Source organism: Alicyclobacillus tolerans (assembly GCF_900142255.1).
Taxonomy (GTDB): domain Bacteria; phylum Bacillota; class Bacilli; order Alicyclobacillales; family Alicyclobacillaceae; genus Alicyclobacillus_I; species Alicyclobacillus_I tolerans.
This window is the reverse complement of sequence record NZ_FRAF01000023.1, coordinates 12,561-39,142: the sequence shown is the minus strand read 5'-3', so window position 1 is coordinate 39,142 and position 26,582 is coordinate 12,561. Positions and strand designations below refer to the sequence as shown.

The window sequence follows — 26,582 nt, the reverse complement described above, 5'->3', positions numbered from 1 at the left end:
GGTCAAGGAATGCAAAAATCATATACAGGCAAAGAATCGAATCGGCGTCAAAGGGCGTCATCTTTGAATAAGAAAGAAGTGGGAGTTCTCTCAGAAAACGAAGCAAGTGATGTGTTGGTTGGGCGTCAACCTGTTTTGGAAGCGCTGAAGTCTGGTCGTTCAATGAACAAAATTATTTTAGCGGAAGGCGCAGAAGGTGGTTCTCTTAAGGAAATTATCGGTAAAGCCAAATCAGCGGGGGTGGTGCTACAAACTGCGCCGCGGGCAAGTCTTCAAGCTTATGGCGAGAATCATCAAGGTATAGTGGCGTTTGTCTCTCCATACAGTTATGTTGAACTGGAAGATATCGTGAAACGAGATACGGGATATGCTCCGCTCGTTGTACTTTTAGATGAATTGTCTGATCCGCATAATCTCGGCGCCATTTTGCGAACCGCTGAAGCGGCGGGTGTACAAGGTGTGATTATTCCTAAGCGTCGCGCAGTTCCATTGACAGGGACGGTAGCTAAAGCTGCAGCGGGAGCATTGGAGTATATGCCGGTATCTCGCGTCACGAATTTGGTGCAAGCCATGGAATGGCTTAAGGAACGCGGCTATTGGATAGTTGGTACGTCTATTGGCGCAACTGCCCGACCGAGTGACGTTGATATGAGAGGAAAGACGGCGATTGTGATAGGTGCGGAGGATAAGGGACTCGGTCGACTAGTGGCAGAACGCTGTGATTTTATGGTTTCCTTGCCCATGCTTGGTCACATGCAGAGTCTGAATGCGTCCGTGGCAGCGGGCGTCCTGCTTTATGAAGCGGTCAGACAGCGGACGTAATCGGACGATGGGACGCAGCGCGCTGTTGGTGGTAGATGGCTATAATCTATTGCCGGCACTTTTTTCAATGCCGCTTACCAAACTTTCGAATTTGGAATTGGCGCGTCAAGAATTGATTCATCGTCTTATTGAATATGCAGCGTTTGCGGATGAAGATGTATTGGTGGTTTTTGATGCTCACCATACTGGAGAGCAGGAGAAAAGTGAAAAACGGCGCGGTGTGGAAATTATTTTTACGGCCAAAGGAGAGACGGCGGACGAGCGTATTGAGCGTTTAATTCCGGATTTGTTGAAAGATTATCGGACTTTAACTGTTGCCACATCAGATGCTCTGGAGCAACAAATTACCTTTGGTGGAGGCGCTTTGCGCATATCGGCGAGAGAAATGGTAGAAAAACTGAATCGTATTCAGGAAAAAATTTCTGAGGTTGCTAAAAAAACACAAGTCAATTTAGGCAGAGACTGGACGCAAAATTTGTCAGACGATATTCTAAAAAAACTCGAAGCTTGGCGACGTAGTCAAAAAGATGATTGATTCTGTAGGGTTACATAATGTATAATTGCGGCATCTTACGCGGGCTCGGAGGGATTTTCTTGAGCATACAGCACGTTTCAGATTTCGCCGAGTTAGAGAACCTTCCAGACGAAACCCTCGTGGAACGTGTGCATGACGGTGATTCCCTAGCCCTTGAATACTTGATTCACAAGTATCGTAATTTTGTCCGCGCCAAAGCCAGATCGTATTTTTTGATTGGAGCGGATCGGGAAGATATTGTCCAAGAGGGAATGATTGGTCTCTATAAGTCGATTCGCGATTTCCGAGAGGACAAGCTTTCGTCATTTAAAGCGTTTGCAGAACTTTGCGTGACACGCCAAATTATAACTGCGATTAAGACAGCCACGCGTCAAAAGCATATCCCACTCAATTCTTATGTCTCATTGGACAAGCCTGTTTATGAAGGTGACTCAGACCGGACGTTGATGGACGTGATTTGTACGGCACGCGTCACCGATCCGGAAGAATTGGTCATACACCAGGAAGAGTTTGACGATATTGAGCTGAAGATGTCTGAGTTGTTGAGTGATTTGGAACGTAAAGTTTTGATGCTCTACTTAGACGGTCGATCTTACCAGGAAATTGCTGTCGATTTAGAACGTCATGTCAAGTCAATAGACAATGCGCTGCAGAGGGTCAAGCGTAAATTGGAAAAATACCTTGACTATCGAAATGTTTATGCGTGATGCCTAGAAGTGCTGTGTTCTCTAGCTTAGATGCTTGAGTTTCTAGTTGACGGTTTCCTATGACTATGCTAAAGTACTGTGGGTGCGCGAGTCCCTTGACTTGGGGTTCGTCTGTTTATGTTGGAGGACAGGTTTGCATCCTGCTAAAGGAGGTGCACCAACATGCGCGTCATCATTACGCTCGCTTGCACCGAGTGCAAACAGAGAAATTACACATCGATGAAGAACAAAAAGAATGACCCAGATCGGGTTGAACTGAAAAAGTTCTGCCGATACTGCAATGGACACACTGTTCATCGTGAAACGCGCTAATGCATGTTGAGATTCACTGAACGCTGCAATCGAAGAGGGGTTGTGCCAAATGGCGAAGCCAGACGAAACGACCTTGGAACCTCGCGAACAAAGCAGGGGTTTGCTTGCGTTCTTCTCTGATTCTTGGCGTGAACTTCGCAAGGTGCGCTGGCCCAATCGTCGTGAAGTGGTCAATTATACGGCGGCGGCGCTCATCACCTGTTTGGTCCTTGGACTGCTGGTCTGGGGATTTGATATCGGGATCGCCAAACTCTTATCTTTGATTGGCGTTGTCTAACCTAGGGTAAAAGGGGGTGCGGGGCAAACCGCCCTTCTCGTGATGGAGAATTTAGAAAAGAATTGGTACGTCATCCACACATACTCGGGCTATGAAAACAAGGTAAAAAACAACCTTGAGAGCCGGGTTCAGACAATGGGGATGGAAGACAAGATCTTTCGCATTCTCGTGCCAACCGAAGAAGAAATTGAAGTGAAGAATGGCAAGCGCAAGGTAGTGCAAAAAAAGGTGTTCCCTGGTTATGTGCTGGTGGAAATGATTATGACAGACGACTCATGGTATGTCGTCCGCAATACGCCAGGCGTCACTGGATTTGTGGGTTCGTCTGGAGCTGGTTCCAAGCCTACTCCTCTATTGATGGACGAGGTTCAGTCTATCATGCGCCAAATGGGCGTAGAGGAAGCCAGACTGCAATTGGAGTTTGCGGTTGGTGAGGCGGTTCGTCTTGTGGGCGGCGCGTTTGCAGACATGATTGGGACTGTGGAAGAGGTTCATGAAGAAACGCAGAAATTGCGCGTTTTAGTATCCATGTTTGGCAGAGACACGCCGATGGAACTAGATTATTCCCAGGTGGAAAAACTCACCTGAATTTCTGTTGGGTGAGTGTTGATTTGAGGCAGAAGAGAGCAAGGCGGTGGATACTCTCAGTTGAATCTGCTTTGGTCTTTCTGTGGCGTTGGACGGATAAAGTTCATCGCCCTATAGATGTAAGTGGCGCGCCTTATGGAGGTGTGCGAGTGGGAGGGTGGAAACCCGTTTCTACCACATCAAGCGGCAAAGGAGGTGGACGCGTTGCCGAAGAAGATTGTTAAAGTTGTAAAACTGCAGATTCCTGCGGGCAAGGCAACTCCGGCGCCGCCGGTTGGACCAGCGCTCGGTCAAGCTCAGGTAGGCAACATTATGGGCTTTTGTAAAGAATTTAATGCACGCACAGCCGATCAAGTTGGCTTGATTATTCCTGTCGTGCTCTATGTTTACGAAGATCGCTCTTACACTTTTGACCTTAAAACGCCTCCGGCGGCTGTGCTCCTGAAGAAAGCGGCTGGCATTGAGTCGGGTTCTTCAGAGCCTAACAAAAAGAAAGTTGCGACGGTTAAGCGTGCAAAAGTGCGTGAGATTGCTGAACAGAAAATGCCTGATTTGAATGCGGCTTCTGTGGAAGCGGCTATGCGCATGGTGGAAGGTACAGCGCGCAGTATGGGTATCGTCATTGAAGACTAGTTCATAACGGTCTCTCTTTTGACGGGCGTAAAAGTGGGAGGTCACTTGACCTTTGACCACAAGGAGGTGTAAGAGTATGGCGAAAAAATCAAAACGTATGCTGGAAGCTGCTAAGCTTATTGATCGCAGCCAGTTGTACGATGCTTCTGAGGCGCTTGGATTGGTGAAAAAGACGGCTACTGCCAAGTTTGATGAAACGGTCGAAGTTGCAGTTCGACTGGGTGTAGACCCGAAAAAACAAGATCAACAAGTGCGCGGAGCGGTTGTGCTTCCGCATGGTACTGGTAAAACAGTGCGCGTCTTGGTATTTGCTAAAGGCGACAAGGCGAAAGAAGCTGAAGCTGCGGGTGCTGACCATGTCGGGGACGACGATCTCATTCAGAAAATCAGTCAGGGGTGGCTGGATTTCGATGTGGCCATTGCCACACCGGATATGATGGGGGCGGTTGGTCGCCTTGGACGTGTGTTGGGTCCTAAAGGGTTGATGCCCAACCCCAAAACTGGCACGGTTACGTTTGAAGTTGGACGTGCAGTGCAAGAATCAAAAGCTGGTAAGATTGAATATCGCTTAGACAAAGCGGGTATTGTACACGTGCCGATTGGCAAGGTTTCCTTCGAGGTTTCCGCCTTGTTGGGTAACTTCCAGACCTTGCTGGATGCGTTGCAGAAGGCCAAGCCGTCAGGTGCCAAAGGTCAATATATCCGTAGCATAACGGTTGCCTCCACAATGGGACCGGGTGTGCGAGTCAATGCGTTGCGCGTTGGTGCGGTTGCTGAATGATTTTACGACAGTAATAGATTGGTTGGATGGATAGAAATTCATAATCCAGAACCGTAGACCGTAGGTCCGTTTTAACGGAGAATGGCTAAGCCGCCTACCGAGGTTCGTTCAAGTGGGTAGAGTTGTGCTTGGGCGTTCTCTCGGGTAGAGGGCGCCCATCTTTAATCTATTGGGCTAAGGTTCATGCAGGAGGTGTCAAAATGTCTGTTCAAGCTCATGAAGAAAAAGCTAAGTTGGTAGAAGAAATCGTCGATCGGTTGAATCGCAGTAAAGGAACTGTGGTAACTGACTATCGTGGACTCAATGTAGCTGAAATTACAGAGTTGCGTAAACAGTTGCGTGAAGCGGGTATAGAGTTTCAGGTGTTGAAAAACACGCTGACTCGTCGTGCCACAGAAAAGACATCGTTGACTGAGCTTGATGCTTATTTGACGGGTCCAACAGCCATTGCATTTGGGTATGACGATCCGGTCAAGCCTGCCAAGATTCTGAATGACTTTGCTAAAAAGCACAAAGCGCTTGAACTGAAAGGTGGAGTAGTGGAAGGCCGCGTCATTTCTTCGTCGGAAGTGGTAGCTTTGGCGGGTCTGCCTTCACGCGAAGGACTCCTTTCCATGTTGCTTAGTGTATTGCAGGCTCCGATGCGCAATTTGGCTTATGCTGTGAAGCAAATCGCTGAAAAACAGGAGACGGCTGCAGAGTAATTTCTCCATCAATGATATTTGCGTGCCATTAATTAAAGACAATAGCCTGTGATGCTATTGAATTGAGGAGGATCTATATCATGACAAAAGAAGAAATGATTGAAGCGATTAAATCCATGAGTGTTTTGGAATTGAATGATTTGGTAAAAGCCATTGAAGAAGAATTTGGTGTAACTGCTGCAGCTCCAGTAGCTATTATGGGTGGAGCAGCTGCTGGTAGCAGCGAGGAAGCTGCTGAACAAACAGAATTTGATGTAATTCTGGCTAACGCTGGTGGTTCTAAGATCAATGTTATCAAAGTTGTTCGTGAAATTACCGGTCTTGGCTTGAAAGAAGCGAAAGAATTGGTTGATGGAGCTCCGAAACCCATCAAAGAGAAAGTTTCCAAAGAGGATGCTGAAGGTATCAAAGCGAAACTTGAAGAAGCAGGAGCCACTGTGGAAATCAAGTAAGTTGGACGCACGAATTTGTTGTGAATGTAACGTAGGGCGGAGCTATCTCCGCCCTATGTCTTTCTGATCGACTCAAGAGGAGCGGGCGGTATGACTCAATATTTTGATAAACAGCCAGATGTCCCTTCCCACAAGCAAAAAATTGTTTTTCACGTAAGAGGACGCACGTATTCACTGTGGACGGATTCGGGAGTCTTTTCTAAGCGCGGGCTTGATTTTGGAACACGACTTTTGATAGAGTCAGCAGAATTGCAAAATGCTAGGAACGCCCTCGATCTTGGTTGTGGCTATGGGCCGGTCGTTGCTGTGCTGGCAGATCTATTTCCCAAAGTGCGCTGGCTGGCCGTCGATGTAAACGAGCGGGCTGTAGAGTTGGCTAAAGAAAATACATCACATTTTGCGCAAGTCCATTGCAAGGTCAGCGATGGTTATGCAGAAATTTCTTCAGAAACGTTCGATGCTATATTGTTAAATCCGCCGATACGCGCAGGAAAGAAAGTAGTTTATTCGCTTTTTGAAAACTCTTTACACCATCTATCGGATCAAGGAATTCTTTGGGTGGTTATGGCCAAAAAACAAGGCATGGAAAGTGCTGAAAAATTTTTAAAAAACTTGTTTAGAGCTGTAATCAGAGTGGCGCATGACGGAGGATACACGGTTTTGAGCTGCCAAAAATGAATTCTTCAATTATTTTTCTACTTCTCAATTATTTTGCGTGAGATTATCTTTAAAATCTCTTGTAAACTTCAAATCATTGTGCTATTATCATTTATTGCATACAATGATAGATGGGACGGTTGTTGCGAGCGAATGAATAAAAACCGTACCGACTGGAAATAGGTGAATAACGTGAAGTAAGCACCAAAATGTGGTTACCTGTAGCCTCATTTTCTTTTTTGTTTATATGCGTGCTTTTGCCAGACGGTGAAGACCACAGTTCAAGGGGTGAAGAGTTTGCGGGGTCACATGGTCAAGTACGGGTGGCGGGAGCGTCGCTCCTACTCCAGGATCCAGGAAGTGCTCGAGCTTCCGAATCTCATTGAGATTCAACAGAAGTCTTATGAATGGTTCTTGCGCGAAGGATTGAGAGAGATGTTTGCGGATATTTCTCCTATCCAAGATTTTACTGGCAACTTGGTTTTGGAATTTATTGATTACAGTCTTGGGGAGCCCAAATATGATGTGGATGAATCAAAAGAGCGTGATGTAACGTACGCTGCTCCACTTCGTGTTAAGGTTCGTCTCTTAAACAAGGAAACAGGGGAAGTGAAAGAGCAAGAGGTTTTCATGGGTGACTTCCCTCTGATGACTGAAACAGGAACTTTTATTATCAATGGCGCAGAACGTGTCATTGTCAGTCAGTTAGTTCGCTCTCCAAGTGTTTATTACAACGCTAAAATTGACAAAAATGGCAAACGGACATTTTCAGCCACAGTCATCCCTAATCGAGGAGCTTGGCTGGAATTTGAGACTGACGCCAAAGATGTGGTTTATGTACGTATTGACCGCACACGCAAACTACCCATCACTGTCTTGCTGCGGGCTCTGGGTCTATCAACAGATGCTGAAATCATCCAACTGTTGGGGGAGGATGAGTATCTGCAGAATACGCTCGATAAAGACACGACAGATTCCACTGAGCGTGCTTTGATTGAAATTTATGAGCGTTTACGCCCTGGAGAACCGCCAACTTATGAAAATGCTCGCGCTTTGTTGGCTGCTCGTTTCTTTGATCCAAAGCGATATGACTTGGCTAATGTAGGTCGCTACAAAATCAACAAAAAATTACACCTAAAAAATCGTTTATTGAATCAAAGGTTAGCCGAAACGTTGGTGAACTCAGAAACTGGAGAAATCATAGCGGAAGCCGGAGCGGTTATCGATCGGCGCTTGCTCGATCGCATTATTCCTGAGTTGGATGGAAGTGTTGGTCGCTTCAGTATTTCTGCTACTCCGGATTTGTCTGGCGCAGATACCATTCCGTTGCAGATGGTGAAAATTTTCTCGCCCAGTGAAGATGGTAAAGTATTGCACGTTATTTCTAACGGAGAACTTGACCGTTCCATTAAACATATCACGCCGAGCGATATTCTTGCAGCGGTTTCCTACTTTTTCAATTTGTTGCGCGGAGTGGGCACAACGGATGATATTGACCATCTTGGCAACCGTCGATTGCGCTCGGTGGGAGAATTGTTGCAAAACCAATTTCGGATTGGATTGTCTCGCATGGAACGTGTCGTTCGTGAGCGGATGTCCATCCAAGATGCTACAACAATTACACCGCAAGCTCTGATCAATATTCGGCCGGTTATTGCGGCGATTAAAGAATTTTTTGGTTCTAGCCAGCTTTCGCAATTTATGGATCAGACAAATCCGTTGGCGGAATTGACGCATAAAAGACGTTTGTCTGCGCTTGGGCCAGGAGGATTGACTCGAGAACGTGCTGGTTTTGAGGTTCGCGACGTGCACTATTCTCATTATGGTCGTATGTGTCCGATTGAGACTCCTGAAGGTCCAAACATTGGACTCATCAATTCATTGTCAACGTATGCGCGCATCAATGAATATGGCTTCATTGAAACGCCCTATCGTCGCGTTGATCCGGAAACGGGTGTGGTAACCAGTCAGATAGACTACTTGACAGCTGACGAAGAAGAGAATTACGTGGTTGCCCAAGCCAACGAGCCGCTGGATGAAAATGGACGTTTCAAATCGGAAGAAATTACAGTTCGCTATCGTGAAGATGTCATTACCGTGCCTCGGGAACGGATCGACTATATGGACGTCTCTCCGAAGCAGGTTGTTTCAGTGGCAACAGCGATGATTCCCTTTTTGGAGAATGACGATGCCAACCGGGCATTGATGGGCTCCAACATGCAACGTCAGGCAGTCCCCTTATTGGTGACAGATTCACCATATGTGGGCACAGGGATGGAATATCGAGCTGCGCTTGACTCGGGTGTCTGTGTAGTGGCGCGTCGTTCTGGTGTGGTTGAGCGGGTGACTGCTCGGGAAATCTGGGTACGTCATGAGCAAGTGGTGGATGGCAAACCGGTACGTGGTGACTTGGATAAATATAAACTGCAAAAGTTTACACGTTCCAACCAGAATACCTGTATCAATCAGAGGCCGATTGTTCGCGAAGGAATGCGAGTTGAAAAAGGCACAGTGCTGGCTGATGGACCGGCAACCGACCATGGCGAGATTGCCCTTGGACGCAACGTGCTCGTGGCCTTCATGACTTGGGAAGGCTACAACTACGAGGATGCTATTCTGCTCTCGGAAAAAATGGTGAAAGAAGATGTCTATACTTCTATTCACATTGAAGAGTATGAGCTTGAAGCGCGTGATACAAAGCTCGGTCCGGAAGAAATTACTCGTGACATACCCAATGTTGGCGAAGAAGCGTTAAAAAATCTGGACGATCGCGGTGTTATCCGTATTGGTGCTGAAATTCGCACGGGAGATATTTTGGTCGGCAAGGTTACTCCTAAAGGAGTAACAGAATTGACTGCTGAAGAACGTCTGTTGCATGCTATTTTCGGCGAAAAAGCTCGTGAAGTGCGAGACACCTCTTTGCGTGTGCCGCATGGCGGAGCTGGCATTGTGGTGGATGTTAAGGTCTTTACACGAGAAAATGGAGATGAATTGCCGGCTGGGGTCAACCAGTTGGTGCGCGTCTACATTGCTCAAAAGCGGAAAATTTCCGAAGGCGACAAAATGGCCGGGCGGCATGGAAATAAGGGTGTGGTAGCGCGGATTATGCCTGAGGAAGATATGCCGTTCCTGGAAGATGGAACGCCTGTGGAAATCGTTCTGAATCCTCTCGGTGTGCCATCGCGTATGAATATCGGTCAGGTATTGGAAACGCATTTGGGTATGGCGGCAAAGGCGCTTGGCATTCGTATCGCAACACCAGTCTTCGATGGTGCGCATGCGGAAGATGTTTTTGGCACACTTGAAGAAGCTGGATACGATCGCGATGGAAAACATGTTCTTTACGACGGGCGAACTGGAGAAGCGTTTGATAACCGGGTCACGGTTGGATATGTCTATATGCTGAAACTTCACCACTTGGTTGATGATAAGATTCACGCTCGTTCCACAGGGCCTTATTCGTTGGTCACTCAGCAGCCGTTGGGCGGTAAAGCGCAATTTGGCGGACAACGCTTTGGCGAAATGGAAGTTTGGGCGCTTGAAGCGTATGGCGCAGCCTATACCTTGCAAGAAATTCTCACCGTCAAGTCGGACGATGTGGTGGGACGCGTGAAAACGTACGAAGCGGTTGTCAAGGGAGAAAATGTTCCTGAGCCGGGTGTGCCAGAATCGTTTAAAGTGCTCATCAAAGAATTGCAGAGTCTTGGCATGGACGTCAAGATTCTCACAGGTGACGAAGAGGAGATTGTTATTCGCGAGTCGGACGAAGAAGAGGATGCCGGCGAAAAGCTCAATCTCAACTTGGAGTACCACGAAATTGGCGAGTAACAACGCTGCTGCTGGAAGGAAACGGAGGGTGCGCGGTTGCTGGATGTGAATAACTTCGAGTTTATGAAGATTGGCTTGGCTTCTCCGGAAAAAATCCGCTCCTGGTCACATGGCGAGGTCAAGAAACCGGAAACCATTAACTATCGTACGTTGCGACCAGAAAAAGAGGGTTTGTTTTGTGAGAAGATTTTTGGCCCCCAGCGTGACTGGGAGTGCCATTGCGGAAAGTATAAACGGATTCGTTATAAAGGTGTCGTCTGTGATCGATGTGGAGTTGAAGTTACACGCGCGAAAGTCCGTCGTGAACGGATGGGCCATATTGAACTAGCAGCGCCAGTATCTCACATCTGGTATTTCAAAGGCATACCCAGCCGGATGGGTCTTGTGCTGGACATGTCACCGAGATCGCTCGAAGAAGTGATTTATTTTGCTTCCTATGTTGTGACCGATCCGGGTGATACTCCGCTCGAGAAAAAGCAGTTGCTCAGCGAGAAAGAGTATCGCTCATATCGTGAAAAGTACGGCTATGCTTTTCAAGCGGGCATGGGTGCGGAAGCGATTCGCAAGCTTTTGCTTGAGATTGATTTGGACAAAGAGGTAGAAGTGCTCAAAGAGGAGTTGCGCAGCGCACAAGGTCAGCGCCGCAATCGTGCGGTTAAACGTTTGGAAGTGTTAGAAGCGTTTCGTTCTTCGGGAAATCACCCGAGTTGGATGATACTCGAAGCACTTCCTGTTATTCCGCCTGATTTGCGTCCAATGGTGCAATTGGATGGTGGCCGTTTTGCCACATCTGATTTAAACGATTTGTACCGTCGCGTGATTAATCGCAACAATCGTTTGAAACGCCTGCTCGATTTGGGTGCACCAGATATTATTGTTCAAAATGAAAAACGTATGTTGCAGGAAGCGGTGGATGCGCTGATTGACAACGGTCGCCGTGGCCGTCCGGTAACTGGCCCAGGCAATCGTCCGCTCAAATCGCTATCTCACATGCTGAAGGGAAAACAAGGGCGCTTCCGTCAGAATTTGCTTGGTAAACGCGTGGACTATTCGGGACGTTCGGTTATCGTGGTAGGTCCCGAACTGCGCATGTACCAGTGTGGATTACCAAAAGAAATGGCGCTTGAATTATTTAAACCATTTGTTATGAAAGAGCTGGTGGCTCGTGGACTGGCGCACAACATCAAAAGTGCCAAACGGAAAGTGGAGCGTGTTTCGCCGGAAGTTTGGGATGTGGTGGAAGATGTCATTAAAGAACATCCAGTGTTGCTGAATCGCGCTCCCACGCTTCACCGCTTGGGTATTCAAGCGTTTGAACCGATTCTCGTCGAAGGTCGCGCCATTAAGCTCCATCCGCTGGTCTGTACAGCGTATAATGCCGACTTTGATGGTGACCAAATGGCTGTACACGTACCGCTTTCTGCTGAAGCGCAGGCAGAAGCCAGACTCTTAATGTTGGCGGCTCATAACATTTTGAATCCGAAAGATGGAAAACCGGTTGTTACACCAACCCAGGACATGGTTCTCGGTCCCTACTATCTGACGGTAGAAAAAGAGAGCGCGCCAGGAGAAGGTTCCGTATTTGCCGATCCGGCAGAAGCGCATTACGCATACCAGCAACAGAAGATATCATTGCACTCACGCATCGCTTTACCAGCGCGATCGCTCAATAAATCATCCTTTGATGAGAAACATCAATCTGCATTTCTCATCACGACACTTGGTAAGTTGATTTTTAACGAGATATTCCCGGCCGATTTCCCCTATTTGCATTCAGGGAGTCGGACTAACTTGCTTGAAGGTCCGCCGGATGAGACGTTTGTGTTTGAAAAGGGTGTCGATTTGCGCGAGAGAATCGTGCAACGTCCCATCCCCAAAGCGGTCATTAAGAAAGACCTTGGCAATATTCTGGGTGAATGCTTCCGTCGTTACGGAACAACGATGACAGCAGAAATTCTCGATCGTGTGAAACGGCTAGGGTTCAACTATTCAACCAAAGCGGGTATTACAATCTCGGTTGCCGATATTATTGTTCCTGAAGAAAAATATCGGATTGTTGAAGAAGCAGATGCTCGTGAGCATAAATTGGCTCAGCAATACAGACGCGGATTGATAACCGAAGAAGAACGGTATATCAGCTTTAGTCAAATTTGGTCGGAAGCGAAAGAACAGATTTCCCAGACGCTGATGACCAGCATGGATCAATTTAACCCAATTTACATGATGGCTACCTCGGGTGCTCGTGGTTCTAATTCACAGATTACCCAATTGGCGGGTATGCGTGGACTTATGGCGAATCCTGCGGGTGAAATTATTCAGTTGGCTATTAAATCCAATTTCCGTGAAGGCTTGACGGTGTTGGAGTACTTTATCTCAACGCATGGTGCTCGTAAAGGGTTGGCGGATACAGCGCTGCGTACAGCTGATTCTGGTTATCTGACGCGCCGCTTGGTCGATGTTGCTCAGGATACAATTGTTCGCGAGCATGATTGCGGAACGGATAAAGGTATGAAAGTGGCGGAAATCCGTGACGGACGAGAAGTCATCGAAGAACTCGGCGATCGTCTCGAAGGACGCATTGCCTTTCAAGATGTGTATCATCCGGAAACAGGTAAATTGCTTGTTGCCAAGAATCAGTTAATTGATGAAGAAATCGCCAGTCAAATTATTAAAGCAGGCATCAAAGAGGTTTACATTCGCTCTGTACTCACTTGTCGAACACGTCACGGCGTATGTATCCAATGTTATGGACGAAATTTGGCTACTGGTAAAATGGTCGAAATTGGTGAAGCGGTAGGTATTATTGCAGCGCAATCCATTGGTGAACCGGGTACTCAGTTGACCATGCGCACGTTCCATACCGGCGGTGTTGCTGGCGACGATATTACCCAAGGTTTACCCCGTATTCAGGAACTGTTTGAAGCGCGTAATCCGAAGGGTCAAGCAGTGATTGCCGAATTTGATGGAAAGATTACAGAAATTCGTGATGGCAAAGACAAACGAGAAATTGAGTTGACAGGTGAAAGCGAAACAAAGGTATATCCAATTCCATATGGGTCTCGCATTCGTGTCCATCTCAATCAGGAAGTGGAAGCGGGCGATGAACTGACTGAAGGATCGGTCGATCCCAAAGAGATGTTGCGTGTCCGTGGCCTGCAAGGTGTGCAAAATTATTTGTTGCGCGAAGTTCAACGCGTCTATCGCTTGCAAGGTGTGGATATTAACGACAAACATATCGAAGTGATGGTACGCCAAATGCTTCGCAAAGTGCGTGTTTTGGATGCTGGCGATACAGAACTGTTGCCTGGCACTTACGTGGATTTGTTTGATTATGAAGCGGCAAACCGCACAGCATTGCTGTCGGGAGGAGAACCTGCGGTAGCGCGCCCAGCTCTGTTGGGCATTACAAAGGCTTCTCTGGAGACGGATTCATTCCTTTCCGCTGCCTCCTTCCAGGAAACAACACGTGTTCTTACTGAAGCAGCAATTAAGGGCAAGGTCGATCGTCTGCTCGGCTTGAAAGAAAATGTGATTATTGGTAAATTGATTCCTGCTGGAACGGGAATGGGGCGTTATCGCCATCTTCAGCTCATCGATACTAGAGAGCAGGAATCTGCAGAATTACAAGATAAAGAACAACAATTGACGGCAGTTGATTGACAATTTTCACTCTCATGTCAACAGGGCGTTAAGCTCTGTTGACATGGGCAAATATCAGATGATAGAATCACATGGTGTGCCAGGACATGGTTTGTATATCGAGGAGGCTGTTGCGGTGTCTCTAGATCGCATACGCCTTGCAAAAAAGCGAATCATTGGTACAAACCAAACGTTGAAAGCAGTGCAACAGTCTGCTGTAAAAGAAGTGTTTGTTGCCAAGGATGCTGAAGCGCGCGTTATCGGTCCGGTTCTGCACTATGCTGAACAGAACGGGATTCCAGTAACATGGGTGGAGACAATGAAAATGCTTGGCAAAGCATGCGGGATTGAAGTGGGAGCAGCAACTGCAGCCATCCTTGAGTAAAACCATAACGGTTTGCTGTGGCGAGTTGTGGCTTATGCTTTTTTGTGTTTGAGGATGAACCACCAGGCACTGTGGGCTTGAAAAGAGTTGAAAAGAAGGAGGTGCAGCAATGCCGACCATTAACCAGCTCGTGCGTAAAGGTCGCAAGCCGGTCATTGATAAGTCAACAGCTCCGGCGCTGCAAAAAGGTTATAACAGTTTTGAAAAAGAACAAACCGATTTACCTTCACCGCAAAAACGTGGAGTTTGCACGCGTGTGGGTACAATGACACCCAAAAAACCCAACTCAGCGCTTCGTAAATACGCTCGTGTGCGTCTTACCAATACCATTGAAGTGACTGCCTATATTCCGGGTATCGGTCATAACTTGCAGGAGCACTCTGTGGTGCTGGTGCGCGGAGGTCGTGTAAAGGACCTGCCGGGTGTCCGCTATCATATTGTTCGTGGAGCGCTTGATACTGCAGGCGTGAAAGATCGTATGCAAGGCCGTTCTAAGTACGGTGCTAAAAAACCGAAAGCAAAAAAGTAATCCATAAGCGTGTAGTGTTGATATTAAATCATGCAATCTGTGTTACATGGATTGAAAGGAGGCGTTATTATGCCGCGTAAAGGGCCTGTTCCAAAAAGGGATGTTATGCCCGACCCGATTTATGGGAACAAGCTGGTGACTCGTCTCATCAATAAAGTGATGTTGGACGGTAAACGTGGTGTAGCGCAGAAGATTGTTTATAATGCGCTAGATACAGTGCGTGAACGCACAGGGAAAGATCCAATGGAAGTTTTTGAGGGGGCAATGCGCAATATTATGCCCGTCCTTGAAGTTAAAGCTCGTCGTGTGGGTGGTTCCAATTATCAGGTTCCAGTAGAAGTACGTCCGGATAGACGTACAACATTGGGCTTGCGCTGGTTGGTGAATTATGCTCGCCTACGCAGTGAAAAGACGATGGAACAAAGATTGGCCAATGAATTGCTGGATGCCTTTAACAATGCGGGTGGAGCAGTGAAAAAACGCGAAGACACGCATCGTATGGCCGAGGCTAACAAAGCATTTGCTCATTATCGCTGGTAGAAGTTATTAAGAAGATGAGGGGGTTGGCTTGTGAGCCGCCAGTTTCCGCTGGAAAAAACCCGGAACATCGGTATTATTGCGCATATTGACGCCGGTAAAACAACCACGACTGAACGTATTCTGTTTTATACTGGCCGTGTCCATAAAATTGGCGAAGTTCATGAAGGTGCCGCTACGATGGACTGGATGGTGCAAGAACAGGAACGTGGAATTACTATCACTTCCGCAGCAACTACAGCGCAGTGGAAGGGTCATCGTATCAATATCATTGATACGCCAGGCCACGTGGACTTTACGGTAGAAGTGGAACGTTCCTTGCGCGTTCTTGATGGCGCCTGTGGCGTGTTCGATGCCAAGGGTGGCGTTGAACCGCAATCAGAAACAGTATGGCGCCAAGCTGATAAATACCATGTTCCGCGTATTGCTTATGTAAACAAAATGGATATCATTGGTGCAGACTTCTTGATGTGCGTGGAACAAATGCGTACACGCCTAGGGGCGAAAGCTGTGCCTATCCAATACCCGATTGGAGCGGAAGATAACTTCAAGGGTATGGTTGACTTGGTTGAAAACAAGGCCATCATCTATACCGACGATCTTGGTACGACATCAGATGTCGTTGATGTTCCGGAAGATCTCAAAGAGATTGTTGAGAAATTAAGGACGGAAATGATAGAGGCGTGTGCTGAAGTCGATGAAGATCTGATGGTCAAGTACTTGGAAGGTGAAGAAATTACTGTTCCTGAAATTAAAGCGGCACTTCGCAAAGGTACATGTAATGTGCAACTTTTTCCGGTGCTATGTGGATCTTCTTATAGAAATAAAGGTGTACAGCCGATGCTTGATGCTGTGGTCGATTATTTACCCTCGCCAATCGACGTTCCAGCTATTAAAGGCGTAACGGCTGACGGTGAAGAAATTGAACGCCATTCAAGTGATGAAGAGCCGTTCTCAGCGTTGGCGTTCAAGATTATGACCGATCCGTTTGTAGGTAAATTAGCTTTCTTCCGTGTATACTCTGGAATTCTCTCGAGTGGTTCTTATGTGCTGAACTCTACCAAGGGTAAGCGCGAACGTATTGGCCGTATTCTACAAATGCATGCCAATCACAGAGAAGAAATTGACAAAGTCTACGCTGGAGACATTGCTGCTGCGGTTGGTTTAAAAGATACAACCACGGGCGACACGCTTTGTGATGAAAAGAATGTAGTAGTATTGGAGTCAATGGAATTCCCTGATCCAGTTATCTCGGTATCTATTGAGCCGAAGACAAAAGCGGATCAGGACAAAATGGGTGTTGCACTAGGTAAGCTCACCGAGGAAGACCCAACATTCCGCACGTATACCGATCAAGAGACGGGTCAAACCATTATTTCGGGTATGGGTGAATTGCATCTCGAGATTATTGTTGACCGCCTTCAACGGGAATTCAAAGTAGAGTGTAATGTGGGTCGTCCGCAGGTTGCTTATAAAGAGACCATTACGCAACGTGTTGATCAGGAAGGCAAATTTGTTCGCCAATCTGGTGGTCGCGGTCAGTATGGTCATGTTAAAATCATCCTCGAGCCTCTCGAACGTGGCCAAGGCTACATGTTTGAGAATAAGGTTGTGGGTGGCGCAATTCCAAAAGAATATATTGCGCCAGTGGATGAAGGTATTCAGGAAGCAATGCGCAGTGGCGTGTTGGCTGGATACCCAATGGTTGACGTAAAGGTCACTCTCTATGATGGTTCGTACCACGATGTGGACTCCTCTGAGATGGCATTCAAGATTGCTGGTTCAATGGCGCTCAAAGAGGGTTCAAAGAAAGCTGGTCCAGTACTGCTTGAACCTATTATGAAAGTGGAAATTACGGTTCCGGAAGAGTATATGGGCGACATCATGGGCGACATCAATTCTCGCCGTGGCCGCATTGAAGGCATGGAACAGCGTGCTAACGCTCGTGTCATTCGCGGTTATGTGCCACTGGCAGAAATGTTTGGTTATTCGACATCACTTCGCTCTCGCACGCAGGGTCGTGGAACTTTCGCTATGGAACTTGCTGCGTATGAAGAAGTGCCAAAGTCGATAGCTCAAGAAATCATTGCCAAAAGTAAAGGCGAATAACACTAAGGAGTGAATCATTCAGATGTCAAAAGAAAAATTTGACCGTTCGAAACCCCACGTTAACGTTGGAACCATTGGTCACGTTGACCATGGCAAAACTACTTTGACTGCAGCTATTACTTCTGTACAGGCTTCGAAGGGTAAAGCAAAAGCCCAGAAGTATGATGAAATTGACAAAGCTCCAGAAGAGCGTGAACGTGGTATTACCATTAATACTGCACACGTTGAATATGAAACCGATGCACGCCACTACGCTCACGTTGACTGCCCAGGCCATGCTGACTATGTGAAAAACATGATTACCGGTGCAGCTCAAATGGATGGCGCTATTCTTGTTGTATCAGCTGCTGATGGTCCGATGCCGCAAACTCGTGAACATATTCTTCTTTCCCGCCAGGTTGGTGTGCCGCATTTGGTGGTATTCTTGAACAAATGTGACATGGTGGATGACGAAGAACTGTTGGAACTCGTTGAAATGGAAGTTCGTGAATTGTTGTCTGAGTATGAATTTCCTGGAGATGACATCCCGGTTATTCGTGGATCTGCATTGAAGGCTCTCGAAGGCGATCCGGCTTATGTTGCTAAAATTGAAGAATTGATGAACGCTGTGGATAGCTACATCCCAACCCCCGAGCGTGACACTGACAAGCCATTCTTGATGCCTGTTGAAGATGTGTTTACCATCACCGGGCGCGGAACCGTTGCTACCGGACGTGTCGAACGCGGTACGCTGAAAGTTGGCGATGAAGTAGAAATCGTTGGCTTAACGGAAGAAAGCCGTAAGACAGTTGCAACTGGTATTGAAATGTTCCGCAAACTGCTCGATCAAGCTCAGGCTGGTGACAATATTGGTGCGTTGTTGCGTGGTGTTGAGCGTAAAGATGTTGAACGCGGACAAGTGTTGGTCAAACCGGGATCCATTAAACCACACACAAAATTTAAAGCTGAGGTTTATGTTTTGACCAAAGAAGAAGGTGGCCGTCATACTCCTTTCTTCAACGGTTATCGTCCACAGTTCTATTTCCGTACAACCGACGTAACTGGTGTTGTAGAGTTACCGGAAGGTACTGAAATGGTAATGCCTGGCGATAATATCTCCATGGAAGTTGAATTGATTGCCCCAATCGCTCTGGAGGAAGGTACACGCTTCGCTATCCGCGAGGGTGGACGTACAGTTGGCGCTGGTGTAGTCGCTGCTATTGAGAAGTAAATCATTCAATAGAATGATATAAAAAGGGAGCTCTGAGTAGCTCCTTTTTTTATGAAAAATTTTTCTTGTACTTTTACCTGTCATTTAGTATAATATCGAACGTTGGTCTCAGACAGCGATGAGGCAGGAGGTTGCTTATGTGCTTTTAGCCATAAAGAGCACCGCTGAGGAAATTTCTGCTGAGTATGTCCATCAAATTGGGCGCTTACTCCTGATACGGTTTATGTATTGAGAGAGCCCGCCATGAAGAGGGGGGAAATGTTATGGCAAACCAAAAGATTCGCATCCGATTAAAAGCGTATGATCATCAAATTCTTGATCAGTCTGCTGAACGCATTGTAGAAACAGCTAAGCGTTCAGGCGCCGGAGTATCTGGCCCTATTCCGTTGCCCACAGAAAAGGCAATCTTTACGATTCTTCGCGCGCCTCACAAATATAAGGATTCGCGTGAACAATTTGAAATGAGAACACACAAGCGTTTAATTGATATTTTAAATCCTACGCCACAAACGGTTGATTCGTTAATGCGTCTAGATCTGCCATCCGGCGTTGATATTGAAATTAAACTTTAAATGAATTACAACCTAAGAAAGATTGAGGAGGTGTGCGCGTGAAAGGAATCCTTGGCAGAAAGCTTGGTATGACTCAAGTTTTTTCGGAAGATGGAATTGTCATTCCGGTCACAGTCATCGAAGCCGGACCGTGTACGGTTCTGCAAATTAAACAAAGCGAAATAGACGGATACGAGGCAGTTCAAATCGGGTTTGCCGATAAGAAGCCAAGCCGCTCAACCAAAGCCGAACAAGGGCACGCGCAAAAAGCTAATACTGCTGCAAAACGATATATTCGTGAACTGCGCGGCGTTGATGTTCAACAATATGAAATTGGTCAACAAATCAAAGCGGATGTTTTTGAGCCAGGAGAAATCGTGGATGTAATCGGTGTCTCCAAAGGTAAAGGCACAGCTGGTCCAATTAAGCGTCACAATCAGGCTCGTGGACCTATGGCTCACGGTTCGAAGTATCACCGTGGTGTGGGTTCGTTAGGCTCTATTGCGGCTAACAGAGTGTTTAAAGGACAAACCATGGCTGGACGTATGGGTCATGAAAAAGTGACTGTCCAAAACCTTGAGATTGTAAAAGTGGATGCCGATCGCAATTTATTGCTTGTGAAAGGCTCTGTTCCAGGTCCTAAAAACTCATTTGTTACAATACGTACGGCGACTAAGTCGAATTCGTAATTGATCTCAAAAGAAGGGAGGCAACTGGGATGCCGAAATTGCCTGTATATAATATGCAAGCTGAACAGGTTGGAGAAGTGGAACTGAATGAAAAGCTTTTTGCTGCACCTGTTCGCACGGATTTGATGCATGAAGTGGTATTGATGTACTTGGCTGGTCAAAGGCGTGGAACACATAAGGTCAAAGGCCGCTCTGAAGTGTCTGGCGGTGGTCGTAAACCATGGCGTCAGAAAGGTACGGGACGTGCAAGACAAGGTAGCATTCGCGCTCCGCAATGGAAAGGCGGCGGTGTTGTGTTTGGTCCAACACCACGCAGCTATAAATATAAACTCACGAAAAAAGTTCGTCGAGCTGCTCTTTATAGCGCATTGACATCCAAAATCGATGAGGGTAAAGTGATTGTTCTAGATCAACTAAACCTTTCTGATATTAAGACGAAACACATGGTCGCGTTGTTAAAGAGATTTGAATTAAACAAAGCGTTACTTGTGGATGCAGAAAAAATTGAGAACGTTTGGTTGTCGGCGCGTAATATTCCAGGAATCAAATATGTTCCGGCAAATGGTGTTAATGTATACGATTTGTTGAGACATGAGCACCTGGTTTTAACCAAGGACGCTGTTGCCAAAGTTGAGGAGGTGTTTGCTTAATGGATCCGCGTGATGTGATTAAACGCCCCATTATTACAGAAGCCTCGACTGCTGGCATGGAATTGAACAAGTACGTGTTTGAAGTCGATAAACGGGCGAACAAAGTTGAAATACGCCAAGCGGTCGAAAAAATCTTTGGTGTAAAAGTGTTGAAAGTAAATACAATGCGTACACCCGGTAAGAAAAAACGCGTAGGGCGTTTTGTGGGAATGACTTCGGAAAAGAAAAAAGCAATTGTAACATTGACAGCTGATTCGAAGCCGATTGAATTTTTTACACAAGGTTAATACGTTCGCATGACAGTCAAGAGGAGGAGTAAGAGTTGGCAATTAAAAAATATCGCCCAACTTCTCCTGGCCGCAGATTTATGTCTGTTTCTGCCTTTGATGAAATTACTACGGATACTCCTGAAAAATCTCTGCTGGCTCCATTGCATCGCAGAGCGGGACGAAATCATCAAGGCAAAATCACCGTGCGGCATCAGGGGGGCGGCCACAAGCGCCGTTATCGCTTGATTGATTTTAAACGCAATAAAGACAGTGTACCGGCTAAAGTGGCAACGATTGAGTACGATCCAAACCGTTCAGCTCGTATCGCGCTCTTGCACTACCTTGATGGAGAGAAAAGATACATTATTGCTCCTCATGGTTTAAAAGTAGGAGACAGGGTTGTTTCAGGTCCGGATGCTGACATTCGTGTAGGTAATGCCTTACCGTTAGCTAACATCCCGGTTGGTACAGTTGTGCACAATATTGAATTGCAACCTGGTAAAGGCGGTCAGTTAGCCCGCGCAGCTGGTGCGTCTGCACAGCTGATGGCGAAAGAAGGGGCGTATGCACAAGTGCGCTTATCTTCTGGAGAAGTGCGCCTAGTTCGTCTCGAATGCCGTGCAACCATTGGTCAAGTAGGCAATCTGGACCATGAAAATATCAATATAGGTAAAGCTGGTCGATCCCGTTGGCTAGGTCATCGTCCTACCGTTCGTGGTGTGGTTATGAACCCGGTTGATCACCCGCATGGTGGTGGTGAAGGGCGTGCGCCGATTGGACGCAAATCACCTATGTCACCTTGGGGTAAGCCGACTTTGGGTAAAAAGACTCGCAAAAAGAATCACCGTACGGACAAATACATTGTTCGTCGTCGTAAAAAGTAATCATTTTGCAATGTAAGGAAGGAGGTCAGGTAGTATGGGTCGTTCTTTGAAAAAAGGACCTTTTTGTGATCACCACGTGATGAAGAAAGTTGAAGCTTTAAACGAGTCCGGTGAAAAACGTGTTATTAAAACTTGGTCTCGCCGCTCCACCATTTTTCCGCAGTTTGTCGGTCATACATTCGCTGTGCATGATGGCCGAAAGCATGTGCCGGTCTATGTGACAGAAGATATGGTTGGACATAAGCTGGGTGAGTTTGTTCCCACTCGAACATTTAAAGGTCATGCGGGTGATGAGAAGACATCCCGTTCTCGTTAATGAACGCTATTTAGAAAGGAGGAACTGACATGCAAGCAACAGAGACACGTGCAGTTGCCAAGTACATCCGTATTGCGCCGCGAAAAGTGCGTCTTGTAGTCGATCTTATCCGCGGTAAAAACATTCCGGAAGCTTTGGCTATTTTGCAATTTACGCCCCGTGGAGCTTCACCTGTGGTGGCTAAAGTTGTTCGTTCAGCAGTCGCTAATGCGGAAAACAACCACAACATGGATGTCGATAAGTTGTATGTAAAAGAAATCTACGTTGATGAGGGACCGACACTGAAACGGTTCCATCCTCGTGCGCAAGGCCGTGCCTACAGCATTCTTAAGAGAACCAGTCACATTACTGTAGTTGTGGCGGAAAGATAAGGAGGGATAAGAGTTCATGGGTCAAAAAGTCAATCCAGTTGGTTTGCGTATTGGCATTATTCGTGACTGGGAATCCAAATGGTTTGCGAATAAAAAAGACTATCAGAATCTACTTCATGAAGATTTGCAAATTCGTAATTATGTGTTCCGTCGGCTGAAGGATGCTGCGGTAGCTCGTGTTGACATTGAAAGAGCTGCAAATCGCTTGAATATTACTGTACACACAGCCAAGCCTGGAATGGTGATTGGTAAGGGTGGTACAGAAGTAGACACTTTGCGGAACCAGTTGAATGCTTTGACAGGAAAAAGAGTTCATATCTCGATTTCAGAAATTAAAAATCCGGATCTTTCAGCTCAGCTGGTTGCTGATAATATTGCGTTGCAACTATCTCGCCGTGTATCGTTCCGTCGTGCTATGAAACAGGCGATTCAACGGACAATGCGTTCGGGAGCAAAAGGAATTCGCGTTCAGGTTTCAGGACGTCTAGGTGGCGCTGAAATTGCTCGTACAGAAGGATATGCCGAGGGAACTGTTCCGTTGCATACTCTTCGTGCAGATATTGACTATGCACTGAGTGAAGCCCACACCACGTACGGTAGAATTGGCGTCAAAGTATGGATTTATCGTGGCGAAGTTCTCCCGCAACGGACGAGAAAGGGCGCCGAAGAAGGGGGTAAGTAAGCAATGTTGATGCCGAAACGTGTAAAGTATCGCAAAGAACATCGCGGTCGCATGAAAGGTGAATCCAAAGGCGGCAATCAAGTTGCTTTTGGCGAATTTGGTCTACAAGCTTTAGAGCCAGCTTGGGTAACCAACAGGCAAATTGAAGCAGCTCGTATTGCAATGACACGTTATATCCGTCGTGGCGGTAAAGTTTGGATTAAAATTTTCCCGAGTAAGCCTGTAACGCAAAAACCTGCTGAAACTCGTATGGGTAGCGGTAAGGGTTCTCCTGAAAAATGGGTTGCTGTTGTCAAGCCGGGGCGTATCTTGTTTGAACTTGCGGGCGTTAGTGAAGAGGTAGCTCGTGAGGCCATGCGTCTCGCTGCGCACAAACTGCCCATTAAAACGAAATTTGTCAAGCGTGGCAGTGAGGTAGGTGAGTCTGATGAAAGCTAAGGATATTCGGGAATTGAGCACGGAAGAAATTGAAAAGCGCGTAGACTCCCTGAAAGATGAATTGTTTAATTTGCGTTTTCAACACGCCACAGGGCAATTGGAAAATCCGATGCGTATTCGTCAGGTTCGCAAAGATATTGCTCGTGCAAAAACAATTCTCAAGCAACGGGAACTAGGAATTAGCTGATTTCAACATTTGGTAAGTGAGGAGGGTGACAATGGAACGCAATGAAAGAAAAGTTCGTGTTGGCAAAGTTGTAAGCGACAAAATGGATAAGACGATTGTCGTAGCGGTAGAGGAGAATATCAAACATCGTCTCTACGGAAAAACCATTAAAAGAACAAAAAAGTTTAAAGCGCACGATGAAAATAATGAAGCAAAAATTGGTGATGTTGTGCGCATTATGGAAACCCGTCCACTTTCTAAAGAGAAGCGTTGGCGTCTTGTTGAAATCGTTGAAAAAGCTGTCATTATCTAATTTGTAAGCTTGGAAGGAGGTAACCGTCGTGATTCAACCACAAACCAGGTTGGTTGTTGCAGATAATTCTGGCGCCAAGGAAATTATGTGTTTCCGTGTGTTGGGAGGATCCAATCGCAAGACTGCTAATATTGGCGATATCATTGTTGCGTCTGTCAAAAGTGCAACACCAGGTGGCGTTGTCAAGAAGGGCGATGTTGTAAAGGCTGTTATTGTACGTACACGTCGTGGATTGCGCCGTCCAGACGGTTCGCATATTCGTTTTGATGAAAATGCGGCTGTTATCATTCGTGAAGATAAAAGTCCAAGAGGTACGCGTATTTTTGGACCTGTCGCTCGTGAGTTGCGTGAAAAAGATTTCATGAAGATTATTTCCTTGGCTCCTGAGGTACTGTAATTCGTTTGATGCAAAGGAGGTGCAGATCGTGGCAGGCATGTTTGTAAAAAAGGGCGATCAAGTTATTGTGATCAGCGGTAAAGATAAAAACAAAAAAGGGCAAGTATTAGCGGTTTTACCGAAGAAAAATCGTGTGATTGTTGAGGGTGTCAATGTGGTAAAGCGTCACACGAAACCAAACCCTAATCAACCTGAGGGCGGAATCATTGAAAAAGAAGCTTCCATTCATGCTTCGAATATCATGCTTGTTGACCCGAAAACAGGACAGGCAACAAGAATCGGTCATAAATTTTTGGAAGATGGAAAGAAAGTCCGTTACGCCAAAAAGTCTGGCGAAATTTTGGACTAAAGGTTTAGTTGAAAGGAGGTCCAGATATGAATCGTTTGCAAGAACGTTATCAACAACAGATTGTGCCTGAACTGATGAAAAAATTTAATTATACAACCGTCATGCAAGTTCCGCGTATTGAGAAAGTTGTTTTAAATATGGGGCTTGGTGAGGCGACTCAAAACCCTAAAATTATTGATTCAGCAGTTGGGGACTTGACTCTGATTACAGGACAAAAACCTGTTGTTACTCGGGCGAAAAAATCTATCGCTCAATTCCGTCTGCGTCAGGGAATGCCTATTGGTGCTAAAGTAACATTGCGTGGTGAGCGCATGTTTGAGTTTGTTGATAAATTAATTAATGTTGCATTGCCGCGCGTTCGAGATTTCCGCGGTGTTTCGCCTAAGGCGTTTGATGGTCGAGGCAATTATACGCTCGGGTTACGTGAGCAGCTCATATTCCCTGAAATTGACTACGATAAAGTAGACAAAGTACGTGGACTTGAAGTTGTATTTGTAACGACAGCCCGGTCAGATGAAGAAGCTCGCGAGTTACTCGGGTTACTTGGTATGCCGTTTCGACGTTCATAAATCCTGAAAAGAGGGAGGTAACAAGAATTGGCTAAAACCTCGATGATTGTTAAGGCACAGCGTAAGCCCAAATTCAGTACTCGCGCTTATACACGTTGTAGAATTTGTGGTCGTCCACACTCTGTGCTGCGCAAGTTTGGGATTTGCCGTATCTGCTTTAGAAACTTGGCTTATAAAGGTCAATTGCCAGGTGTTAAGAAGGCTAGCTGGTAAACGGTTGATTTGAAAGGAGGTTCGATTCATGGTAGTGAGTGATCCGATTGCTGACATGCTAACCCGTATTCGCAATGCGAATGAGGTGGGGCATGAAAAAGTTGAAATTCCAGGTTCTAACATTAAACGTTCGATTGCTGAAATTCTGAAGAACGAAGGTTTTATTCGTGATGCGGAATTCATTTCGGATGAAAAACAAGGCATTATACGTCTGTTCCTGAAATATGGAAAAGGTCAAGAGCGAGTCATTACAGGATTAAAGAGAATTTCTAAACCTGGTCTGCGTGTGTATGTCAATCATGACAATATTCCGCGCGTACTTGGTGGATTAGGTATCGCGATTCTTTCGACATCGTCGGGTGTAATGACTGATAAGGAAGCACGTAAGCGCCGCATTGGTGGAGAAGTGCTTTGTTATATCTGGTAATCCATTGGCTTTAAGAGGAGGTGCAAGCTATGTCACGTATTGGACGCAAACCCATCGCGATTCCAAATGGTGTGGAAGTTAAGATGGATGGTCAGCTTCTGAGCGTTAAAGGTCCCAAAGGGTCGCTTCAACGCAATATCCATCCAGACATGAAAATCGTGATCGGCGAAAATGAGTTGGTTGTGGAGCGCCCGAGCGACCAAAAATTGCATCGCAGTCTGCATGGAACTACGCGCAGTGTGATTCAAAATATGGTGCAAGGTGTCACGGAAGGTTTTACAAAAGGATTGGATTTGGTTGGCGTTGGCTATCGTGCTGCTAAATCTGGTAACAAAGTTACTTTATCGCTCGGATTTTCTCATCCTGTAGAATTGCCGGCTGTAGATGGTATTGAAGTGGATGTTCCTTCCCAGACAAAGTTGATTATTAAAGGAATCAGTAAAGAACTGGTTGGCGAGTATGCTGCAAAAGTTCGTGATATCCGTCGCCCTGAGCCGTACAAAGGCAAAGGTATTCGATATGAAAATGAAGTGGTACGTCGTAAGGTCGGTAAAACTGGCAAGAAATAATTTTAAAGAAAGGAGATTGAGACC

General features: G+C 46.4%; 36 protein-coding genes. All 36 read left to right on the top strand.

Going from position 1 to position 26,582, the window contains the following annotated elements; translation table 11 throughout:
- Positions 1–9 precede the first annotated feature (9 nt).
- The 36 genes from rlmB to rplF all read left to right on the top strand — a co-directional run bounded on the left by rlmB (position 10) and on the right by rplF (position 26,558).
- Positions 10–822 carry a 23S rRNA (guanosine(2251)-2'-O)-methyltransferase RlmB gene (gene rlmB / locus BUA75_RS12385; protein ID WP_083574329.1) on the top strand — a complete coding sequence of 271 codons (813 nt, stop codon included), beginning with the start codon at positions 10–12 and terminating at the stop codon, positions 820–822.
- The gene (locus BUA75_RS12380; RefSeq protein ID WP_072874912.1) at positions 797–1,357 is read left to right on the top strand and encodes an NYN domain-containing protein; all 561 of its coding nucleotides are present in this window, start codon (positions 797–799) and stop codon (positions 1,355–1,357) included. The genes rlmB and BUA75_RS12380 overlap by 26 nt, the downstream gene beginning before the upstream one ends.
- Before the next feature lie 59 nt (positions 1,358–1,416).
- On the top strand, positions 1,417–2,064 hold the full coding sequence (sigH, locus tag BUA75_RS12375) for an RNA polymerase sporulation sigma factor SigH (protein WP_370541540.1): 648 nt from the start codon (positions 1,417–1,419) through the stop codon (positions 2,062–2,064).
- Positions 2,065–2,226: 162 nt separating this feature from the next.
- Complete coding sequence (gene rpmG, locus BUA75_RS12370) at positions 2,227–2,376, top strand: 50S ribosomal protein L33 (RefSeq protein ID WP_072874910.1); 150 nt, start codon at positions 2,227–2,229, stop codon at positions 2,374–2,376.
- A 49-nt stretch (positions 2,377–2,425) separates the two neighbouring features.
- On the top strand, positions 2,426–2,653 hold the full coding sequence (gene secE / locus BUA75_RS12365; RefSeq protein WP_072874909.1) for a preprotein translocase subunit SecE: 228 nt from the start codon (positions 2,426–2,428) through the stop codon (positions 2,651–2,653).
- A 42-nt stretch (positions 2,654–2,695) separates the two neighbouring features.
- A complete protein-coding gene (gene nusG / locus BUA75_RS12360; RefSeq protein ID WP_072874908.1) occupies positions 2,696–3,241 on the top strand; it encodes a transcription termination/antitermination protein NusG in 546 nt (181 codons plus the stop codon).
- A gap of 71 nt (positions 3,242–3,312) precedes the next feature.
- Positions 3,313–3,465 carry a hypothetical protein gene (locus tag BUA75_RS15950; protein WP_207549760.1) on the top strand — a complete coding sequence of 51 codons (153 nt, stop codon included), beginning with the start codon at positions 3,313–3,315 and terminating at the stop codon, positions 3,463–3,465.
- On the top strand, positions 3,446–3,874 hold the full coding sequence (rplK, locus tag BUA75_RS12355; RefSeq protein WP_165612014.1) for a 50S ribosomal protein L11: 429 nt from the start codon (positions 3,446–3,448) through the stop codon (positions 3,872–3,874). The genes BUA75_RS15950 and rplK overlap by 20 nt, the downstream gene beginning before the upstream one ends.
- 76 nt (positions 3,875–3,950) lie before the next feature.
- A complete protein-coding gene (gene rplA, locus BUA75_RS12350) occupies positions 3,951–4,655 on the top strand; it encodes a 50S ribosomal protein L1 (RefSeq protein ID WP_072874906.1) in 705 nt (234 codons plus the stop codon).
- A 200-nt stretch (positions 4,656–4,855) separates the two neighbouring features.
- Entirely contained in the window at positions 4,856–5,359 is a 504-nt protein-coding gene (gene rplJ, locus BUA75_RS12345; protein WP_072874905.1) for a 50S ribosomal protein L10, read from the top strand.
- Between the two features lie 80 nt (positions 5,360–5,439).
- Entirely contained in the window at positions 5,440–5,811 is a 372-nt protein-coding gene (rplL, locus tag BUA75_RS12340; protein WP_072874904.1) for a 50S ribosomal protein L7/L12, read from the top strand.
- Positions 5,812–5,901: 90 nt separating this feature from the next.
- On the top strand, positions 5,902–6,489 hold the full coding sequence (locus BUA75_RS12335) for a class I SAM-dependent methyltransferase (RefSeq protein WP_072874903.1): 588 nt from the start codon (positions 5,902–5,904) through the stop codon (positions 6,487–6,489).
- A gap of 288 nt (positions 6,490–6,777) precedes the next feature.
- Positions 6,778–10,296, top strand: a complete 3,519-nt coding sequence (rpoB, locus tag BUA75_RS12330; protein ID WP_423219876.1) for a DNA-directed RNA polymerase subunit beta — start codon at positions 6,778–6,780, stop codon at positions 10,294–10,296.
- 36 nt (positions 10,297–10,332) lie between these two features.
- Positions 10,333–13,956: a DNA-directed RNA polymerase subunit beta' gene (rpoC, locus tag BUA75_RS12325; RefSeq protein ID WP_072874901.1), complete on the top strand. Its 3,624-nt coding sequence runs from the start codon at positions 10,333–10,335 to the stop codon at positions 13,954–13,956.
- A gap of 58 nt (positions 13,957–14,014) precedes the next feature.
- Complete coding sequence (locus tag BUA75_RS12320) at positions 14,015–14,320, top strand: ribosomal L7Ae/L30e/S12e/Gadd45 family protein (protein ID WP_242650321.1); 306 nt, start codon at positions 14,015–14,017, stop codon at positions 14,318–14,320.
- Between the two features lie 109 nt (positions 14,321–14,429).
- Positions 14,430–14,849 carry a 30S ribosomal protein S12 gene (gene rpsL, locus BUA75_RS12315; protein WP_072874899.1) on the top strand — a complete coding sequence of 140 codons (420 nt, stop codon included), beginning with the start codon at positions 14,430–14,432 and terminating at the stop codon, positions 14,847–14,849.
- 69 nt (positions 14,850–14,918) lie between these two features.
- Positions 14,919–15,389 carry a 30S ribosomal protein S7 gene (rpsG, locus tag BUA75_RS12310; protein WP_072874898.1) on the top strand — a complete coding sequence of 157 codons (471 nt, stop codon included), beginning with the start codon at positions 14,919–14,921 and terminating at the stop codon, positions 15,387–15,389.
- A 30-nt stretch (positions 15,390–15,419) separates the two neighbouring features.
- The gene (gene fusA, locus BUA75_RS12305) at positions 15,420–17,495 is read left to right on the top strand and encodes an elongation factor G (protein ID WP_072874897.1); all 2,076 of its coding nucleotides are present in this window, start codon (positions 15,420–15,422) and stop codon (positions 17,493–17,495) included.
- A gap of 22 nt (positions 17,496–17,517) precedes the next feature.
- Positions 17,518–18,705 carry an elongation factor Tu gene (gene tuf / locus BUA75_RS12300; protein WP_072874896.1) on the top strand — a complete coding sequence of 396 codons (1,188 nt, stop codon included), beginning with the start codon at positions 17,518–17,520 and terminating at the stop codon, positions 18,703–18,705.
- A gap of 263 nt (positions 18,706–18,968) precedes the next feature.
- Positions 18,969–19,277: a 30S ribosomal protein S10 gene (gene rpsJ, locus BUA75_RS12295; protein WP_072874895.1), complete on the top strand. Its 309-nt coding sequence runs from the start codon at positions 18,969–18,971 to the stop codon at positions 19,275–19,277.
- 38 nt (positions 19,278–19,315) lie between these two features.
- Positions 19,316–19,945 carry a 50S ribosomal protein L3 gene (gene rplC, locus BUA75_RS12290; RefSeq protein ID WP_072874894.1) on the top strand — a complete coding sequence of 210 codons (630 nt, stop codon included), beginning with the start codon at positions 19,316–19,318 and terminating at the stop codon, positions 19,943–19,945.
- Between the two features lie 29 nt (positions 19,946–19,974).
- Entirely contained in the window at positions 19,975–20,595 is a 621-nt protein-coding gene (rplD, locus tag BUA75_RS12285; protein ID WP_072874893.1) for a 50S ribosomal protein L4, read from the top strand.
- A complete protein-coding gene (rplW, locus tag BUA75_RS12280; RefSeq protein WP_072874892.1) occupies positions 20,595–20,882 on the top strand; it encodes a 50S ribosomal protein L23 in 288 nt (95 codons plus the stop codon). The genes rplD and rplW overlap by 1 nt, the downstream gene beginning before the upstream one ends.
- 35 nt (positions 20,883–20,917) lie before the next feature.
- Positions 20,918–21,748: a 50S ribosomal protein L2 gene (gene rplB, locus BUA75_RS12275; protein ID WP_072874891.1), complete on the top strand. Its 831-nt coding sequence runs from the start codon at positions 20,918–20,920 to the stop codon at positions 21,746–21,748.
- Between the two features lie 34 nt (positions 21,749–21,782).
- On the top strand, positions 21,783–22,064 hold the full coding sequence (gene rpsS / locus BUA75_RS12270; protein WP_072874890.1) for a 30S ribosomal protein S19: 282 nt from the start codon (positions 21,783–21,785) through the stop codon (positions 22,062–22,064).
- Positions 22,065–22,093: 29 nt separating this feature from the next.
- Complete coding sequence (rplV, locus tag BUA75_RS12265; RefSeq protein ID WP_072874889.1) at positions 22,094–22,435, top strand: 50S ribosomal protein L22; 342 nt, start codon at positions 22,094–22,096, stop codon at positions 22,433–22,435.
- Positions 22,436–22,451: 16 nt separating this feature from the next.
- Positions 22,452–23,117, top strand: a complete 666-nt coding sequence (rpsC, locus tag BUA75_RS12260; protein WP_072874888.1) for a 30S ribosomal protein S3 — start codon at positions 22,452–22,454, stop codon at positions 23,115–23,117.
- Positions 23,118–23,120: 3 nt separating this feature from the next.
- Positions 23,121–23,555 carry a 50S ribosomal protein L16 gene (rplP, locus tag BUA75_RS12255; RefSeq protein WP_072874887.1) on the top strand — a complete coding sequence of 145 codons (435 nt, stop codon included), beginning with the start codon at positions 23,121–23,123 and terminating at the stop codon, positions 23,553–23,555.
- Positions 23,545–23,742 (top strand): 50S ribosomal protein L29, encoded by a 198-nt coding sequence (gene rpmC / locus BUA75_RS12250; RefSeq protein ID WP_072874886.1) that lies wholly within the window; start codon positions 23,545–23,547, stop codon positions 23,740–23,742. The genes rplP and rpmC overlap by 11 nt, the downstream gene beginning before the upstream one ends.
- A 31-nt stretch (positions 23,743–23,773) precedes the next feature.
- A complete protein-coding gene (gene rpsQ, locus BUA75_RS12245) occupies positions 23,774–24,034 on the top strand; it encodes a 30S ribosomal protein S17 (protein ID WP_072874885.1) in 261 nt (86 codons plus the stop codon).
- Between the two features lie 28 nt (positions 24,035–24,062).
- Positions 24,063–24,431, top strand: a complete 369-nt coding sequence (gene rplN / locus BUA75_RS12240; RefSeq protein ID WP_072874884.1) for a 50S ribosomal protein L14 — start codon at positions 24,063–24,065, stop codon at positions 24,429–24,431.
- Positions 24,432–24,468: 37 nt separating this feature from the next.
- Positions 24,469–24,780, top strand: a complete 312-nt coding sequence (gene rplX, locus BUA75_RS12235; RefSeq protein ID WP_072874930.1) for a 50S ribosomal protein L24 — start codon at positions 24,469–24,471, stop codon at positions 24,778–24,780.
- Between the two features lie 26 nt (positions 24,781–24,806).
- Positions 24,807–25,349, top strand: a complete 543-nt coding sequence (gene rplE / locus BUA75_RS12230; protein WP_072874883.1) for a 50S ribosomal protein L5 — start codon at positions 24,807–24,809, stop codon at positions 25,347–25,349.
- A 27-nt stretch (positions 25,350–25,376) separates the two neighbouring features.
- Positions 25,377–25,562 (top strand): type Z 30S ribosomal protein S14, encoded by a 186-nt coding sequence (locus BUA75_RS12225; RefSeq protein ID WP_072874882.1) that lies wholly within the window; start codon positions 25,377–25,379, stop codon positions 25,560–25,562.
- Between the two features lie 28 nt (positions 25,563–25,590).
- Positions 25,591–25,989: a 30S ribosomal protein S8 gene (rpsH, locus tag BUA75_RS12220; protein WP_072874881.1), complete on the top strand. Its 399-nt coding sequence runs from the start codon at positions 25,591–25,593 to the stop codon at positions 25,987–25,989.
- A 29-nt stretch (positions 25,990–26,018) separates the two neighbouring features.
- Positions 26,019–26,558, top strand: a complete 540-nt coding sequence (gene rplF / locus BUA75_RS12215) for a 50S ribosomal protein L6 (protein WP_072874880.1) — start codon at positions 26,019–26,021, stop codon at positions 26,556–26,558.
- Positions 26,559–26,582: the final 24 nt, after the last annotated feature.

Coding starts and splice junctions, on each gene's coding strand:
- rlmB (WP_083574329.1), top strand. CDS start 10: ATGCAAAAATCATATACAGGCAAAGAATCGAATCGGCGTCAAAGGGCG.
- BUA75_RS12380 (WP_072874912.1), top strand. CDS start 797: ATGAAGCGGTCAGACAGCGGACGTAATCGGACGATGGGACGCAGCGCG.
- rpmG (WP_072874910.1), top strand. CDS start 2,227: ATGCGCGTCATCATTACGCTCGCTTGCACCGAGTGCAAACAGAGAAAT.
- secE (WP_072874909.1), top strand. CDS start 2,426: ATGGCGAAGCCAGACGAAACGACCTTGGAACCTCGCGAACAAAGCAGG.
- nusG (WP_072874908.1), top strand. CDS start 2,696: ATGGAGAATTTAGAAAAGAATTGGTACGTCATCCACACATACTCGGGC.
- rplA (WP_072874906.1), top strand. CDS start 3,951: ATGGCGAAAAAATCAAAACGTATGCTGGAAGCTGCTAAGCTTATTGAT.
- rplJ (WP_072874905.1), top strand. CDS start 4,856: ATGTCTGTTCAAGCTCATGAAGAAAAAGCTAAGTTGGTAGAAGAAATC.
- rplL (WP_072874904.1), top strand. CDS start 5,440: ATGACAAAAGAAGAAATGATTGAAGCGATTAAATCCATGAGTGTTTTG.
- BUA75_RS12335 (WP_072874903.1), top strand. CDS start 5,902: ATGACTCAATATTTTGATAAACAGCCAGATGTCCCTTCCCACAAGCAA.
- rpoB (WP_423219876.1), top strand. CDS start 6,778: ATGGTCAAGTACGGGTGGCGGGAGCGTCGCTCCTACTCCAGGATCCAG.
- BUA75_RS12320 (WP_242650321.1), top strand. CDS start 14,015: ATGATAGAATCACATGGTGTGCCAGGACATGGTTTGTATATCGAGGAG.
- rpsL (WP_072874899.1), top strand. CDS start 14,430: ATGCCGACCATTAACCAGCTCGTGCGTAAAGGTCGCAAGCCGGTCATT.
- rpsG (WP_072874898.1), top strand. CDS start 14,919: ATGCCGCGTAAAGGGCCTGTTCCAAAAAGGGATGTTATGCCCGACCCG.
- tuf (WP_072874896.1), top strand. CDS start 17,518: ATGTCAAAAGAAAAATTTGACCGTTCGAAACCCCACGTTAACGTTGGA.
- rpsJ (WP_072874895.1), top strand. CDS start 18,969: ATGGCAAACCAAAAGATTCGCATCCGATTAAAAGCGTATGATCATCAA.
- rplD (WP_072874893.1), top strand. CDS start 19,975: ATGCCGAAATTGCCTGTATATAATATGCAAGCTGAACAGGTTGGAGAA.
- rplW (WP_072874892.1), top strand. CDS start 20,595: ATGGATCCGCGTGATGTGATTAAACGCCCCATTATTACAGAAGCCTCG.
- rpsS (WP_072874890.1), top strand. CDS start 21,783: ATGGGTCGTTCTTTGAAAAAAGGACCTTTTTGTGATCACCACGTGATG.
- rplV (WP_072874889.1), top strand. CDS start 22,094: ATGCAAGCAACAGAGACACGTGCAGTTGCCAAGTACATCCGTATTGCG.
- rpsC (WP_072874888.1), top strand. CDS start 22,452: ATGGGTCAAAAAGTCAATCCAGTTGGTTTGCGTATTGGCATTATTCGT.
- rplP (WP_072874887.1), top strand. CDS start 23,121: ATGTTGATGCCGAAACGTGTAAAGTATCGCAAAGAACATCGCGGTCGC.
- rpmC (WP_072874886.1), top strand. CDS start 23,545: ATGAAAGCTAAGGATATTCGGGAATTGAGCACGGAAGAAATTGAAAAG.
- rpsQ (WP_072874885.1), top strand. CDS start 23,774: ATGGAACGCAATGAAAGAAAAGTTCGTGTTGGCAAAGTTGTAAGCGAC.
- rplX (WP_072874930.1), top strand. CDS start 24,469: ATGTTTGTAAAAAAGGGCGATCAAGTTATTGTGATCAGCGGTAAAGAT.
- rplE (WP_072874883.1), top strand. CDS start 24,807: ATGAATCGTTTGCAAGAACGTTATCAACAACAGATTGTGCCTGAACTG.
- rpsH (WP_072874881.1), top strand. CDS start 25,591: ATGGTAGTGAGTGATCCGATTGCTGACATGCTAACCCGTATTCGCAAT.
- rplF (WP_072874880.1), top strand. CDS start 26,019: ATGTCACGTATTGGACGCAAACCCATCGCGATTCCAAATGGTGTGGAA.